General features: G+C 53.0%; 11 protein-coding genes. 1 reads left to right on the top strand and 10 read right to left on the bottom strand.

All coding sequences use genetic code 11. The annotated features are described in order from the left end of the window. Positions 1 to 275: 275 nt before the first annotated feature. The 10 genes from HMPREF9141_RS05965 to bamJ (HMPREF9141_RS05920) form a co-directional block, all read right to left on the bottom strand. Complete coding sequence (locus tag HMPREF9141_RS05965; RefSeq protein WP_007367683.1) at positions 276 to 2,852, bottom strand: outer membrane beta-barrel family protein; 2,577 nt, start codon at positions 2,850 to 2,852, stop codon at positions 276 to 278. A gap of 6 nt (positions 2,853 to 2,858) precedes the next feature. Further along, positions 2,859 to 3,557, bottom strand: a complete 699-nt coding sequence (locus tag HMPREF9141_RS05960) for a DUF4974 domain-containing protein (protein ID WP_007367682.1) — start codon at positions 3,555 to 3,557, stop codon at positions 2,859 to 2,861. Next, positions 3,554 to 4,051: an RNA polymerase sigma factor gene (locus HMPREF9141_RS05955; RefSeq protein WP_007367681.1), complete on the bottom strand. Its 498-nt coding sequence runs from the start codon at positions 4,049 to 4,051 to the stop codon at positions 3,554 to 3,556. The genes HMPREF9141_RS05960 and HMPREF9141_RS05955 overlap by 4 nt, the downstream gene beginning before the upstream one ends. A gap of 212 nt (positions 4,052 to 4,263) precedes the next feature. Continuing rightward, positions 4,264 to 5,343 (bottom strand): S41 family peptidase, encoded by a 1,080-nt coding sequence (locus tag HMPREF9141_RS05950; RefSeq protein ID WP_040554600.1) that lies wholly within the window; start codon positions 5,341 to 5,343, stop codon positions 4,264 to 4,266. Between the two features lie 248 nt (positions 5,344 to 5,591). Then, a complete protein-coding gene (locus HMPREF9141_RS05945; protein WP_040554597.1) occupies positions 5,592 to 6,608 on the bottom strand; it encodes a M28 family peptidase in 1,017 nt (338 codons plus the stop codon). 104 nt (positions 6,609 to 6,712) lie between these two features. Continuing rightward, positions 6,713 to 8,575: a gamma-glutamyl-gamma-aminobutyrate hydrolase family protein gene (locus tag HMPREF9141_RS05940; RefSeq protein ID WP_007367677.1), complete on the bottom strand. Its 1,863-nt coding sequence runs from the start codon at positions 8,573 to 8,575 to the stop codon at positions 6,713 to 6,715. 247 nt (positions 8,576 to 8,822) lie between these two features. After that, the gene (locus tag HMPREF9141_RS05935; protein ID WP_007367676.1) at positions 8,823 to 9,290 is read right to left on the bottom strand and encodes an Lrp/AsnC family transcriptional regulator; all 468 of its coding nucleotides are present in this window, start codon (positions 9,288 to 9,290) and stop codon (positions 8,823 to 8,825) included. 170 nt (positions 9,291 to 9,460) lie between these two features. After that, the gene (gene bamJ / locus HMPREF9141_RS05930; protein WP_007367675.1) at positions 9,461 to 10,471 is read right to left on the bottom strand and encodes a BamJ family beta-barrel-assembly machinery protein; all 1,011 of its coding nucleotides are present in this window, start codon (positions 10,469 to 10,471) and stop codon (positions 9,461 to 9,463) included. Between the two features lie 93 nt (positions 10,472 to 10,564). Further along, positions 10,565 to 11,470, bottom strand: coding sequence for an FKBP-type peptidyl-prolyl cis-trans isomerase (locus HMPREF9141_RS05925; RefSeq protein WP_007367674.1), 906 nt, complete (start codon positions 11,468 to 11,470; stop codon positions 10,565 to 10,567). A gap of 151 nt (positions 11,471 to 11,621) precedes the next feature. After that, positions 11,622 to 12,227 carry a BamJ family beta-barrel-assembly machinery protein gene (gene bamJ / locus HMPREF9141_RS05920; RefSeq protein ID WP_007367673.1) on the bottom strand — a complete coding sequence of 202 codons (606 nt, stop codon included), beginning with the start codon at positions 12,225 to 12,227 and terminating at the stop codon, positions 11,622 to 11,624. Between the two features lie 274 nt (positions 12,228 to 12,501). On the opposite strand from bamJ (HMPREF9141_RS05920), the gene HMPREF9141_RS05915 reads away from it, so the two are divergent. Continuing rightward, positions 12,502 to 13,212, top strand: coding sequence for an SIR2 family NAD-dependent protein deacylase (locus HMPREF9141_RS05915; RefSeq protein ID WP_007367672.1), 711 nt, complete (start codon positions 12,502 to 12,504; stop codon positions 13,210 to 13,212). Positions 13,213 to 13,440 lie beyond the last annotated feature (228 nt).

Here is a 13,440-nt window from a genome sequence, read left to right as displayed (position 1 = left end):
AAGAACTTGCAAGAATTGGCAGGTATATGAAAAGTTGATTAAGTCTTATCCCATCAATATTTTCACAGCCACATATTACCGGTTCTCTGAATGAATAATTTCCCGGAAAACAAAATTACTGTCATTCCTGTCATCCGGCATAGGCTTATAAATATTTAGTATACTGCCAGTTGGTTGGGAATGTTAAAATGACAGCAAGCATTCTTGATACTTACATCATGATAACGACTAAATTATAAAGAGCATTATAACTCCTGTCATTTATGCTCTCTTCTCTACTTTGCGCGCTGAGATTCCGTATCACGGTTGTCATGGTAGGTGCGGTGAACCTGCCTGCCGCCGAATGACCATGCAGCACGGAATCCGATATACCGGGAATGATTGTCAAATCGGTTCGTGTTGGTGTACTCCTGGTAGAATATGGTGTTCCGGTTGATATTCTGATGAAAGGGATCGCCAATGGTAAGACTCATTTTCAAGCGGTCGTCCAGACAGCTGTATTTAAGGCTCATCCGCAGGTAAGCATGAGGATCACTTTGAGTCTGTGCAAAATATTCCCGGAACCAGTGCCGATAGTTGATCTCGGCAATGAGCGTCTTCTGCCGGTTGAGCAGGAACGAGAGCGAACCTTCAGCCCGCCTGCCCCATCCGTTTATCTGTAGTACGTCTGTCTGATAATCGGAATGGGAATCGTAGTAATACACTTCTCCTCCTATGTTAAGGTTCAGCCATGCCAGCACATTGCGGTTATAATTGGCATAGACACCGGTCTTTTCATGGCGCAGGCCGTCATAGGGACCGGTTACCTGACTTCCGTTTGCGAGGAATGTGGTTCTCCAGCCTGTCTCCCCTTTTCCATGACTGCTGTAGAGGACGGCATAAAGTCCTTTCCCATTGCTATAGTTTATCTCCATGTTGCGGGTATAGGCAGCTGCGAGATAAGGGTTTCCTGTCATGTAATCAGTGGTGGATGTATAGATACGGAAAGGATTGAGATCGTTGAAATCGGGTCGTTCTATCCCCCAGTTGGCAGCAAATGCCAGATTCTGATTCCCTTTCAATTGCCAGTTCAGGTGCAGCGTGGGATAGAAGCGTCCGTAATGACTGCGGCTGATCTGTCCCTGTGTGAGCTGGTTGCTTTCCGTCCATGTATGTTCGTAGCGTAATCCGGCCTGCACCTGAAGCTTTTCCGTGAGCTGTTTCTTTGCCGATAGATAGGCTGCAAGGGTTCGCTCTTTGTACAGGAATTCATTGCTTTCGGCCGCATTGTACTTCCACTGTCCGTTGGCAAAGTTCTCCAACATCAGACTTGTCTTGTTGCGGATGGCAGAGAAAGATGCCCCTGTCTCCATATAGAGATGCTTGAAAGGCAGGGAAAAATCAAGTTTCAATGCGTTTATCTGGTATTTTGCCTTGCTTTCATTGCGCAGCGATTCGGTCATCCCGTTTGTTACCGACACGTTCTCGCTTTGCGTGGGGGCATTGCTGTTGAAGATGTTATAGTTCAGGCTGACAGTCTTCTCTAATGAATCGAGCCTGTATTCTGCATACAGTGTCGTACTTACGTTGTCGTTCCAGACAGCCGGGGCATGAGCCGTCGTAAATGTCGTGTCCTTGTTGATTGAAACAAACGTGTGCCGGGGAGAGGTGTGGTCGGCATAGACTGATGCCATAACACCCAGTTCCAACCGCCGGGTGGCATGATATTTCACGATGGCATCTGCATTATACGACGGCCAGGGGGCTATGGTCCGCTTTCTTGTACTGCGCTGATGACCGTCTTTGAAGTCATAGACACAGTAAGACTCGTTGATTACTTTATCCAAAGACATTCCCAGACCTGTGGACAGCTCAAATTTCCTGCCGGCATAGTTGAGGTTTATATCCTGGAAATACCGCCCACGGTACTGCCGCTGCACCTCCTCGCTGATACTTCCACTCCACCCTTTCGACTGGTCACGCCTCATGACGATGTTGATGTATCCCGCATTGGCTTCTGCCTTATACTTTGCCGGTGGAATGGTTATTACCTCTATACGCTCAATATCTTCCGCCTTCAGGCTGCGGAGCTTTGCCTTGACAGCATCGGCCGTCATTTCAAGGATATGCCCGTCAAGCATGATGTGGGTACTGCCTTTGCCTACGATGCTGACGATCTCGTCGCTGACAGTCAGCATCGGTACACGTCCCATCACTTCTATACCGTTCATCCCCTTGGAGAAAGGGTCATTGCCGACAAGATATTGCAGCCGGTCAACATCATTTTTGATAACCCGACGCATCCCTTTTACTGTCACAGCCTTCAGCCTGTATGCATCTGGCTTCATACGGACAGTACCGATATTGCCGGCATTGACCAGCTTACTGTAAGTAGCGAATCCAACGAAAGAAATCCGCAGCAAGACCTTCCGCTGACTGCAGGGGATGACAAAATCGCCTCCGTTATTGGTCACTCCGCCATTGATGAAGCCGGAATCCGATGGATTCAACAAAGCTACATTGGCAAACGGTACAGGCTGGCTGTGCTGATCAACAACGTGTCCGATGACCTTTGCTGGTGATTTCTGCGTACACTCTACGAAGATAATACTGTCACTGACGGTCATGCGCATGGGATAGAAGCCCAATACCTCCCGTACCGCTTCGGGAACGGTACGGTTACGTAGGTTCGCTGTGACTGTAAAGTCCTCTAATTCGTTATAGATGAAGTTGATTGTGTACCGCTGGCTGGCATTGTCAATGTCGGTCAGCACATACGGCAGAGGAGTCTTATTGTAGTTCCGGGTGATGTGCTGTGCCTGCACGCTACAGGCAATCAGCAGCAGTATGCCAAGAAAGAGATGCTTTCTCATAGTGCTTTACTCTATGGTGATTGTACTGTCAGCCAAAGTCAGCTGTACTTTTTCAAAGCTGTTCAGTGTCTCTACTGCACGTTCTACGCTCTGGTCTCTGTTCCAAAGAAAGCGCAGGCGCAGCCGTCCCGCTTCGGGGTTACGACAGACTGTTCTTATCCCATAATAACCGGCTATCTCCCGGACAATGTCCTGCAACATGACATTATCAAACTGCCTGGAAGGAACCGTCTCCCCTGCCTCCTTTTCCGTTTCTTGCCGCCTGTTGTATGTGGAAGCTGTGCGTATTGAGTCTTTTCCCCGTAATGTTTCAGTATGGGTCATTTTGTCTGTGACCGCAACATCTGCATCCGTTGCCAACTGTTTTCTGCCACCTTTGACAATGCTGACCGCAGCCAAGGCAATTCCCGATACAGTGAGAACACCGATGACTGCTGCTGCAATCTGTCTGTTATAATGGTGTACAGGTCTGGAAGTAGACTTCTTTTCCATCAGCTTGTGCCATTCCTCTTCTATGACCTCATCTGTCAGTTTATCGGAAGTACGTCCGTACTCGTATGCACTGGCAGCGTCTGACAGGAGCTGATAGGTCTGCCGCAACTCGTCATCACGCAACAGTTCGTTCAGCTGTTCGTCAGTATATCGGTCAGGATGCCCTGTCATGTCAAGCAGCCTTTCCATCCGTCCGTAACTATCTTTCTTCATTTCTGGTTGGGGTTAAATTGTTCTTTCATTTTCCTGATCGCCTTTGCCAAGTGCTTGTAGACGGCGGCTTCACTGATGCCGGTCTGTTCTGCAATGGCTTTATAGGACAGTCGCTTGTCAAAGCGCAGGCGGAAGACTGTGCGGGTCTGTGATGTCAGCCTGCTGTCTGCAAAGGCCAATAATGCCATGTAGCGATCCGTCCGGTGCTGTATGAGCGATAAGTCAGGCTCGATTTCTGTTGTCAGCAGCTTATTGACACGCTCCCTCATCTGTTTCTGTCGGATGATGTCCAGGCACTGGTTGCGCACGCTTGCAAGCAGATAGCTGTCTGTTCCTTTCTCTGGCAGGTGGGCATTGCCGCAGAACAGCCGTGCAAACACTTCGCTCACGGCATCTTTTGCCTCATCAGCATCATGCAGCATTGCCACCGCCAGCCTGAACATTGCACCGTAGTGCATTCGGAACAGGTGTTCAATGGTTTCTTCTTTCGACATAGATATCTATTCGTTTTTTTTCTGTTCTTACTCTTATAACGAATGAAGATGGATTTCCCCAACCCCTTGATGTCGTAAATTGTCTTTAAAGTGGGATTTATGTATTCTGGGACAGGATAAAAGTTTGAAGACAGCGTAGCAAAGTGAACAGCAGGGGTCTGTTCCTTTGGTACGCTGTCTTTTGTCAGGTCATGAAAAAGAACTTGCTTTTTTCAGTCCGTCTTCAAATGCCGTGCAACCCATACCACCCATGTGTCAACATTGTCTTTGAGTGTGTCGGGAAGTGGAATAGGTATCTTTACATCCGGTCGGATGCCAGGTTTTCTGTTTTTTATCTGCAGGGCGAAGTCCTCATCGACACAGGTGGGGTAATAGCAGGTAATCCCGCTGTGTGGGAGTCGGAAAGGGGTTACATTACCCGACAGGTTGGCTCCGCTGGTGTTGTCCTGCCCATATATTTTCCCACGGTTGCAGTAATCTTTGGTAAAACGGACTAATGTTTCTCCGGAACTTGCTGTTCTATTATCGACAAGGATTGCAACTTTGATTAACTTGCTTGGCAAGAAGGTCATCTCCTCATCGTTTTCTTCTTCGTTTAAGGGTATAAACTGTGACTTTGATATCTTCGCTTTTTCAGCGAGGGTTATGGCTCCTTGTTTCATCAGTACACCTATGTTCGCAGGACTGCATCTGAATAATACTTTCCAACTCTTGGTAGGTTTATGATCTGCAAGTATTTCAAAGAAAGGTTCCCAGATGGCATCATTCCCGCCTGTATTGCCTCGGATGTCCAGGATCAGGTAGGGACAGTTTATCTTTTTAAATGCCTGCGCCACACTGTCCACCCATGCGAAGGTGGGATTCTGCCCGGCACAGGAGGGTATTCTTACCAGATACGTATCCGAATCAACCCTACAGGCAAGCGGCTGTGGATCATATTCCATTTCCTCTTTGTATTGGGTATGCACTTTCCGGTCGTATTCCTGCCAGAATCTATGCCGGTCAACGATAAAATGCGTGTCGAATTGAGAAAAGAACCAGAACACATAATCACAGGTTGCGGTCTCTATGTCCTGTCCTCTCAGCAGGTTCTTTCTGACGGCCTTTTTATGTTTTCTATATTCCTTGCCGTACATTTCGTTGATGTATGGGAAAGTGGCAAGGCTGGTTTCTGTGAACCGTGTGAGGTATTGATAGTCCTGCAGATGACTGCTTATGCTGTCAGGTCGCACTGCGGATGCCGTCAGTGTCCAGGATAAGGCCAAGCAGGCAAAGGACAGTTTTAAGTTCATAAAGGGAATCTTTTTGTGTCGTCAGATCATGCTCATTGTCCTTGAGGAAAAGCCTCCCGTTCATCCGGCAGATCGCATCGGTCTTTGGCGGTACGGCTCTTTCACGCTGCAGGCTGACCCCATCCCGCCCACCGTCCGGTCGGCAGTAAGCGTGCGGACACCCGGCACGCATGGTGTTCACCATCGACACGATCGGTGACGGTATCAGCATGCCGGGAGCACGCCGGGAGGTAGGGAATAGGCGGGTGTTATTTCGTGTACAGCACCTGTATCACAGTCTGCCCGACCGCCTGCAACGTGTTTTTATCGATGTGCTCCATCGTGTCGTTGACGGTATGCCATGTCGGCCCGAAAGAGCTCTGCTGGCAGTCAGGATAATAAGGAATAATGTCTATGGTGGGGATGCCGCTGTTCTGGTTTACGGGGACATGATCGTCGGTGACCATTCCTCCCACGGCATCGGGGAAGTACGAACCGCATCCGGCGGACCTGGCCGCTTCCCACACGCGGCTGACGATGTCCGGTGCGAACTGCATCGACATGCCCTCCCGGTAGAACTGTGCGCCTTCGCCTCCTACCATATCCAGCAGGATGCCGAACTCCGGCTTGGGGCCGGCGGGAAGGTTCTTCGAGAAGTATTGTGCGCCCAACGCCCACGAGTCGCCCGTGTCCTGGTAGTCTGTCTCCCACTGTGGCACGCCCCAGTCTTCTGCATCGAAGCAGACGAAGTCCACGCCCATGGCAAACTTCTTGTCGGCCTGCAGCAGGCGGGCTATCTCGAGCATGACGGCCACGCCGCTGGCACCGTCGTTGGCTGCCATGACCGGTTTCCTGTGGTTGGTGGAGTCCGGGTCGTTGTCGGCCCATGGGCGGCTGTCCCAGTGTGCGCAGAGGAGGATGCGTTTCTTTTCTTTCGGATTGAAGCGTGCGATGATGTTCGTCGACTTCAGCACGGTACCGTCGTAGCCTTTCAGATCGGCGTTCTGCTCCTGCACCTCACAGCCGAATTGCTTGAACTTGCCGACGATCCATTTCCGGCAGGCTTCGTGTGCGGCGGAGTTCATCGTGCGGGGACCGAACTGGCATTGCGCCGCCGTGTAGGAGTAGGCCGAATCGGCATCAAATCTGGGACCGGCAGGTTTCGCGGTGGCGGCGGTGTCGGTTGTATTGCTGTTGTTGTTTGTTTTCCCCTTGCAGCTGTAGGCCGCAGTTGTCAGGGAGGCTGCCAGCAGACAGCTGATAAGGAGTTTCATTTTTGCTTTCATTGTTTTCTGAAATAAGTGATGACGGAAGCCCTTGCCGGCCCCTGTCTGCAAGGAGAGACGGTCCGGACGCCTGCCGGGAGAGCGTCGATGGCGGAGCGGCAGCGTCACTTCCTCACGCTCTGCACCTTTGCCATGACGCGCAGCCAGTTGCCGCCCCATATCTTTTCGATGTCACGCTCGCTGTATTTGCGGCGGAGAAGGTGGAGAGTGAAGTTGATCATCTCGCTGGCATCGGCCATTCCGCGCACGGTACCGTCGCCGTCGAAGTCGGTGCCTACGCCCACATGATCGATTCCCATTATGCTGATGGCGTGTTCCAGATGGGCGATCGCATCCATGACCGTGGCTTCCCCGTCTTTCTTCAGGAAGCCCTTGTACAGCGTTATGTGGGCTACACCGCCTTTCTTCGCCAGTGCGCGCATCTGCTCGTCCGTCAGGTTACGGGGCACGTCGCAGAGCACCTTGCTGTTGGAGTGGCTGCATACGATCGGCATCGAACTGATGTCGAGCGCATCGTAAAAGCTCTTTTCGCCGCCGTGGCTCAGGTCCACCATGATGCCGTTCCGGTTCATTTCCCGGATGACCTCCTCGCCGAATTTGCTCACGCCGCCATGGGTGTTGCATCCCCGTGCGGAATCGCAGATGTCGTTGTCGCCGTTGTGGCACAGGGTGATATACACCACCCCCCGCTGGGCAAAGTGTTTCACGTTCTCGACCCTGTGCTCCAGGGCGAGGCCGTTCTCGATGGCGAACATGATGCTCTTGCGCCCTTTTCGCTTGTCTTCGTAAAGGTCGGACGGTGTCCGTGCGATGCTGATGTAACGCTGGTTCTGCTTGACGATTTCCTCTATTTTGTCGAAGATGAGGTCGGCATAGACCGCCGGTGACAGATGGTCGAGCGTGTCGATGAGATTCGGGTTGTAATGTTTCAGTCCCTCCACGTCGATCTTCGAGGAGAAGGTCTCGCCGATCTTCGGTTGGGGAAGATAGGCCGCCATGGTCACCGCATCCTGCCGTCCCTCAGTCATCTTGTGGAGGTCGTAGAGAATGCGTGGGTCACGCTGGTCGAACCGGACGCCCTGCGGGAAAAACATCGGTGTGTCGCAGTGTGTGTCAAGCGTGAGTACACGTCGGTGAAGCTGTTTGGCAAGGTAGAAGTTGGCGGCCTGTGTGACCAGCCAGTGGAAGAGTTTTCCTCCTTCTTCCCCCATCCATTCGGGATGCCACTGTACGCCCATGACCGGTTTGAATTCCGTGCTCTCGATGCCTTCCACGACACCGTCCGGCGAGAGTGCCGTGATGCGGAACCGCTTTCCCGGCTCTTTCACCGCCTGATGGTGGAAGGTGTTGACCATGATGTGTTCCTCCTTGTAGAGGGCGTACAGCATGGAGGGTTTCCTGAGGGCGACGCTGTGGGTCGCCTCCCCCCGGTCGGCATCCTGCGAATGTTTCAGGGTCGCCGCATGATAGGTGGTGTCGGTCCTGTCCTTCGCCGGTTTCTTTCCGGGTGTCTCGTCCGTGCGGATATAATCTTCGTAAATATCCTGCTGCACGGTTCCTCCCAGGGCGACCGCCAGGGTCTGGATACCCCGGCAGATGCCGAGGATAGGTATCTGGCGGTTGAAGGCCAGGCGGGTCAGCATGAGTTCGGGGAGGTCGCGCTCGGCGTTGATGTTGTGCAGTCGGGTAGACGGCTCCTCACCTGCCCAGAGCGGATTGATGTCTCCCCCGCCCGTGAGGAGCAGACCGTCAAGATGTGCCAGCGTGTTCACGAGCACATCCTTGTCGGCTACCGGCGGGATGAGGACCGGCGTTCCGCCCGCCGCCGCCACTTGCTTGTAGTAGGCGTCCCTCAGCGTGGCGTCGATGTCCGAGAAGTTCGTCGTGATGCCGATTACAGGCTGGTGTTTTGCTTCGGGGAATGTCGCATACACCTTGTCGAGATGCGACTGGAGATCATATTTCATGCTGGTTGGTTTTGAAAGGCCGCACTGTCATTGAAGGCCTGTTCTTGAAATTCAACGTTGGTCTGTCGCCGGCAGGGGTGTTGTCAACTCTTTGTTTCATTTTGCTTTATGCGGTGTCTTCCGCTTTCGCATTCAGCCGCACGGTCCGCTGTGTCCTTTCAGGAAGGAGGCTGCGTCTGCCTGCTGAAAGGGCGAAGACGCATCAGAGGTGTTTCTTGGAATCTGCCAGAAGAGAGGCGGATGAGGGTTACAGCTGGTCCTCGTCGATAGGTACTTCACGCTTGATGCTCTGCTCAAGCGAGATGAGCGTCTCGGTCGAGACGACTCCCGAGATGCCTTGCAGCTGGTTGTTGAGCAGATCCATCAGCTGTTCGTTGTCCTTGGCATACAGCTTTACGAGCATGGTGTAAGGGCCGGTCGTGAAGTGACATTCAACAACCTCTCTGATGGCACTGATGCGTTCGACCACTTTTTTGTACATGGAGCCGCGTTCCAGATTGAGGCCTACATACGTGCAGGTGGTGTACCCCAGGCTCTTGGGGTTGACATCGAATCCGCTGCCGGTAATGACCCCGTTCTCCATGAGGTGCTGCACCCGCTGGTGGATGGCTGCACGCGAGACGCCGCACTGGGCAGCCACATCCTTGAAAGGCATTCGGGCGTTCTGTGAGAGGATGCCCAGGATCTTCTTATCCAATCGATCGACTTTTTCCATATTCTGAAGTTGAAATATTTAATTTGTGATGTAGTTCGAAGCTTGTTTTGCGTGCAAGCAAAAGTAGGGAATAAATATGGAACAGACAACAAAATGACATAAAAAATGCGCCGCAGGGGCGCATTTCGTTTCTATAGGAAGACGGACGGGGTGTCTCACCGTCCACGGTCTTACTTTTTCACATTTTTTCTGACGGTCTTTGCCGAGAGTTTCTTCGCCGGAACCGGCTTTGCAGGCTCTGCTTGCCTGACCTCCTTGTCTGCTGCCGGCTCGATGCCTTTCAGTTCAAGTGTGAAGATCAGCGTCGAGTAGGGAGCGATGTCCTTCCCGGCTCCCCGTGCCCCGTAGGCCAGCTGCTGGGGGATGACGATCTCCCACTTGGAACCGACAGGCATCATCTGCAGCGCTTCCGTCCAGCCTTTGATGAGGCCGTTGACGGCGAAGGTGTCAGACTCCACTCCGTGGCGGGCCGTCGCATCGAACACTTTTCCGTCGATGGTCTTTCCTTCGTAGGCCACCTGTACACGGTCCGTTTCCTTCGGAACGGCTCCGTCGCCTTTCCTGATGATGCGGTACTGGAGACCGTCGGGCAGCGTGACAACACCCTCTTTCTTTCCGTTCTCCGTCAGATAAGCCTCGTTCTTCGCCTTGGTCTCGGCTTCTTTCTGTGCTTTCAGCTCCACCTGTTTCTTTTCAAAGAATTTTTCCGCAGCTTCCTGTCCGAAGAGAACCGTGTCTTTCGACAGGGCGGCGACAAATCCCTGATAGAGCAGGTCGGGGTTGATGGGCGCCGATGTCCCCTCGAACTGGCTGCTCATGTTCGGCAGCATCGTCTTCTCCACCTGTGAGCAGATGACCAGCCCGGCGACGTAAGCTGCAAAAGCAGAGTCCTTGCGGCTCTCTATTCCCTTGCGCAGACCGCACAGGAAATCGGGCATCTGGGATTCCTTCACGCCGAACTGGTTGGCCAGGTACTTGTTCAGCCCCCGGGTCATTGCCATACCTGCCGCATAGCTTAAGGAGTCGGAAGCGGTCTTCAGTTCCACCGGAGCGGTTCTGCACGGCTGCATGCACTCTGTCTGCTGTTTCTCTTTCTTGTCTTTCTTCCTGTTCTGGGCACTTGCCGGGCTGAGGGCAGAGCCTGCCGCGAAGAGCAGTGCCATTATGATTGCTTTCTTCATGATGAGGTGTTTTAAAGATAGGATGATTCAAAGGAGGGTCAGGCTTTGCACCCGACCCTCTTTTTCTGTTTTATGCCTTCGTTGGCGACCGTTTTACATACCCGGTTTCGCACCCGGCACTGCCGGCTGTTCCTGGGAAGCCTTCTCGATGCCGAGCAGTTCTACCGTGAACACAAGCGTGGAGAATGGCTTGATGGCCGGACTGGGCTGCTGCGAACCGTAACCTGCGCTGTAAGGAATGGTGATTTCCCACTTCGCACCCACCGGCATCTTGGTCAGAGCCTCGGTGAAACCAGGGATGACACCGCTGACAGGCATGGTCGCATTGTTACGGTGGTCGAATACCTTTCCTTCAATCGTCTTGCCGACATAATTGATCTTTACCACGTCCGTAGCCTTCGGCGCTGCACCGGAACCGGCTTTCAGTTCCTTGACCTGAACGCCCTGTCCGATGGTCTTCACGCCGGCCTTCTTTGCGTTGGCAGCCATGTAGGCGTCGCTCTTCTTCTTGTTGGCGCCAAATGTCTTCTCGGCAGCCTTCTGCTGGATGGACTTTGATGTATTCTGCTCGATGTTGCGGGCCTGCTCGACCGTCATCTTCTGGCCCTTGCCCTTTGCACTGGCAGCGAAGCCGGAGAGGAAGTTGTTCATCGAGATGGTTCTTGTAGAGTCTTCACCGAAGATCTGGCGGTTGATCTGCTGCTTGATGATCATGTTCATCTGCATGCCGACACCGATGCCGGCATTGTAGGCGGCACGCTTCTTGTCGTCAGCATTCTGTGCACCGTCGTTCATACCCTTGATGAACTCGTCGATGTAGGCGGTGTCGATCTGCATCTGCTGGAGATACTGTTTTGCGCTCTGTCCCTGGTCGATACCGAAGGCGTAGCTCAGAGAGTCGACGTCGGACTTCAGATCCTCCTTGGGAGTGGAATTACCGCAGGATGCGAATCCTGCTGCTACGATAGCCATGGCGGCTAATAGATAAGTTTTCTTCATTTATTTTTTGTTGTTAGTTTTTCTGAGGGGTAGTTGGGGGGGCGGATAGGCGATAATAGGCGGTGATAGGCGGGAATGGGCGGTGATGAGGCTTATTATCGCCTGCCACCGCCTGCCATCGTTTATCGCCGCTTATCCCTGCCCGTTATCTTCACTTCACCTGAATCAGCTCAACATCGAATACAAGGGCGGCGAAAGGAGGAATCTGCGCTCCGGCACCCCGCTCTCCATAGGCAAGGCCGTAAGGGATGAAGAAGCGGTACTTGGCTCCCTCCTGCATCAGCTGTACACCTTCTGTCCAGCCGGCGATGACCTGATTCAGGCCGAATGTAGCCGGTTCCTTGCGCTTGTAAGAACTGTCGAAGACCGTCCCGTCAATCAGCGTACCCTCATAGTGGCATACCACCTGATCGGTTGCCGACGGTCTCTTGCCGTTCCCTTCCTTCAGAACCTGGTATTGCAGACCCGACGGCAGTGTGACGACTCCTTCCTTCTTGGCATTCTCTGCAAGGAAGGCCTCGCCTGCCGCCTTTGCGGCCTTGCCTGCTGCAGCCGCTGCCGCCTGCTGCTTCGTCTCCTGTTCACGGAAGAAGTTCTGTACGAGTGTCTGTGCTTCTGCGTTGTCAACCTTCAGTTCCGAACCCGAGATGACATCCTTGATAGCCTGTGCGAAGTCGTCAATATTCAGTTCTTGCGCCCCCATTCCGGCGAGCTGTGAACCGATACCGATGCCCAGTGCATAGCTTAATTTATCCATTACTGTCCTTGATATGATTACAATTGATGTGCAAAGATACGATTTTTAAGGTATAGTATGGCATCAATCGAATTAAAATAACTAAATTTGTCGAAGTGAAAGGCGCTTTAGGGTTTGAAGCAGCTGGGAGAGGCGGATGAACAGTACAGAGCGGACAGGGCTGTCCCCTGCCATCCCTTTGGAATGTACGGTGTCGGCTTTCTTTCCGTCTCCTCTGCCTCATCCGTCTCTTTCCAGGCCCTTCAGCTCCTCGAAACTCTAAAAACCAAGCAACATGAAGAAAATCGTATTCTTGACAGGTGCAGGAATGTCTGTGGAGAGTGGATTCAAGACCTTCCGAGGCAATGACGGACTGTGGGAGAACTATCCTGTCGAACAGGTGGCCTCTCACGAGGGATGGGAAGCCAACCCGACGCTCGTCAACAACTTTTACAACAACCTCCGGAAAAAACTCTATGCGGCGGAGCCCAACGAGGGACACCGTCTCATCAAAGACCTTGAAAAGGATTATGACGTGAGCGTCATCACGCAGAATGTGGACAATCTCCACGAGAAAGCCGGTTCCTCAAAGGTCATCCATCTGCATGGAGAACTGACGAAGGTCTGCTCGAGCAATGCTCCTTACGACAGCCGTTACATACGGGAGCTGCCGCCCGAGGCCTGCGAGGTCGATCCCGGCGCACGTGCCGGCGACGGCAGTCTGCTCCGTCCTTTCATCGTCTTCTTCGGCGAAGCGGTGCCCATGATTGAGCCGGCAGCGGGAATAGCGGCGCAGGCCGACTTCTTCGTCATCATCGGTACGTCGCTGAACGTCTATCCGGCAGCGGGACTGGTGCAGTACACCCGCCCGGACATACCTGTCTACCTCATCGATCCCGACGATGTGCCGTCCGGCAGCCTGCAACGTGTGACGCACATCAGGAAAGGGGCAAGCGAGGGTATGAAGGATCTGGTGAAGATACTGCGGACGGACGGACGGCCCTGAAGTCATCGGGCATCGGATGATTCCCGACCGGTTGGGAATCCTGTTCCCAGCGGGCGGTACTCCTGTTCCCGACGGCCGGTACTCCTGTTCCCAGCATCCGGTACTCCGATACCCATTCGTCCGGGAGCATTGCTCCACCTGTACGAAGAAGCTTCCTGATGGAGTCATCTGATTCGCACCTTGTGCAGTCTGCCGGCACACAACACTTTCCTATGGGATTCCGGGAGG

The sequence above is a fragment of the Prevotella multiformis DSM 16608 genome (assembly GCF_000191065.1).
Lineage (GTDB): Bacteria > Bacteroidota > Bacteroidia > Bacteroidales > Bacteroidaceae > Prevotella > Prevotella multiformis.
Note: the sequence above shows the minus strand (reverse complement) of the source record. Positions and strands in the feature narration are given on the sequence as shown.

Coding starts and splice junctions, on each gene's coding strand:
- HMPREF9141_RS05965 (WP_007367683.1), bottom strand. CDS start 2,852: ATGAGAAAGCATCTCTTTCTTGGCATACTGCTGCTGATTGCCTGTAGC.
- HMPREF9141_RS05960 (WP_007367682.1), bottom strand. CDS start 3,557: ATGAAGAAAGATAGTTACGGACGGATGGAAAGGCTGCTTGACATGACA.
- HMPREF9141_RS05955 (WP_007367681.1), bottom strand. CDS start 4,051: ATGTCGAAAGAAGAAACCATTGAACACCTGTTCCGAATGCACTACGGT.
- HMPREF9141_RS05950 (WP_040554600.1), bottom strand. CDS start 5,343: ATGAACTTAAAACTGTCCTTTGCCTGCTTGGCCTTATCCTGGACACTG.
- HMPREF9141_RS05945 (WP_040554597.1), bottom strand. CDS start 6,608: ATGAAAGCAAAAATGAAACTCCTTATCAGCTGTCTGCTGGCAGCCTCC.
- HMPREF9141_RS05940 (WP_007367677.1), bottom strand. CDS start 8,575: ATGAAATATGATCTCCAGTCGCATCTCGACAAGGTGTATGCGACATTC.
- HMPREF9141_RS05935 (WP_007367676.1), bottom strand. CDS start 9,290: ATGGAAAAAGTCGATCGATTGGATAAGAAGATCCTGGGCATCCTCTCA.
- bamJ (WP_007367675.1), bottom strand. CDS start 10,471: ATGAAGAAAGCAATCATAATGGCACTGCTCTTCGCGGCAGGCTCTGCC.
- HMPREF9141_RS05925 (WP_007367674.1), bottom strand. CDS start 11,470: ATGAAGAAAACTTATCTATTAGCCGCCATGGCTATCGTAGCAGCAGGA.
- bamJ (WP_007367673.1), bottom strand. CDS start 12,227: ATGGATAAATTAAGCTATGCACTGGGCATCGGTATCGGTTCACAGCTC.
- HMPREF9141_RS05915 (WP_007367672.1), top strand. CDS start 12,502: ATGAAGAAAATCGTATTCTTGACAGGTGCAGGAATGTCTGTGGAGAGT.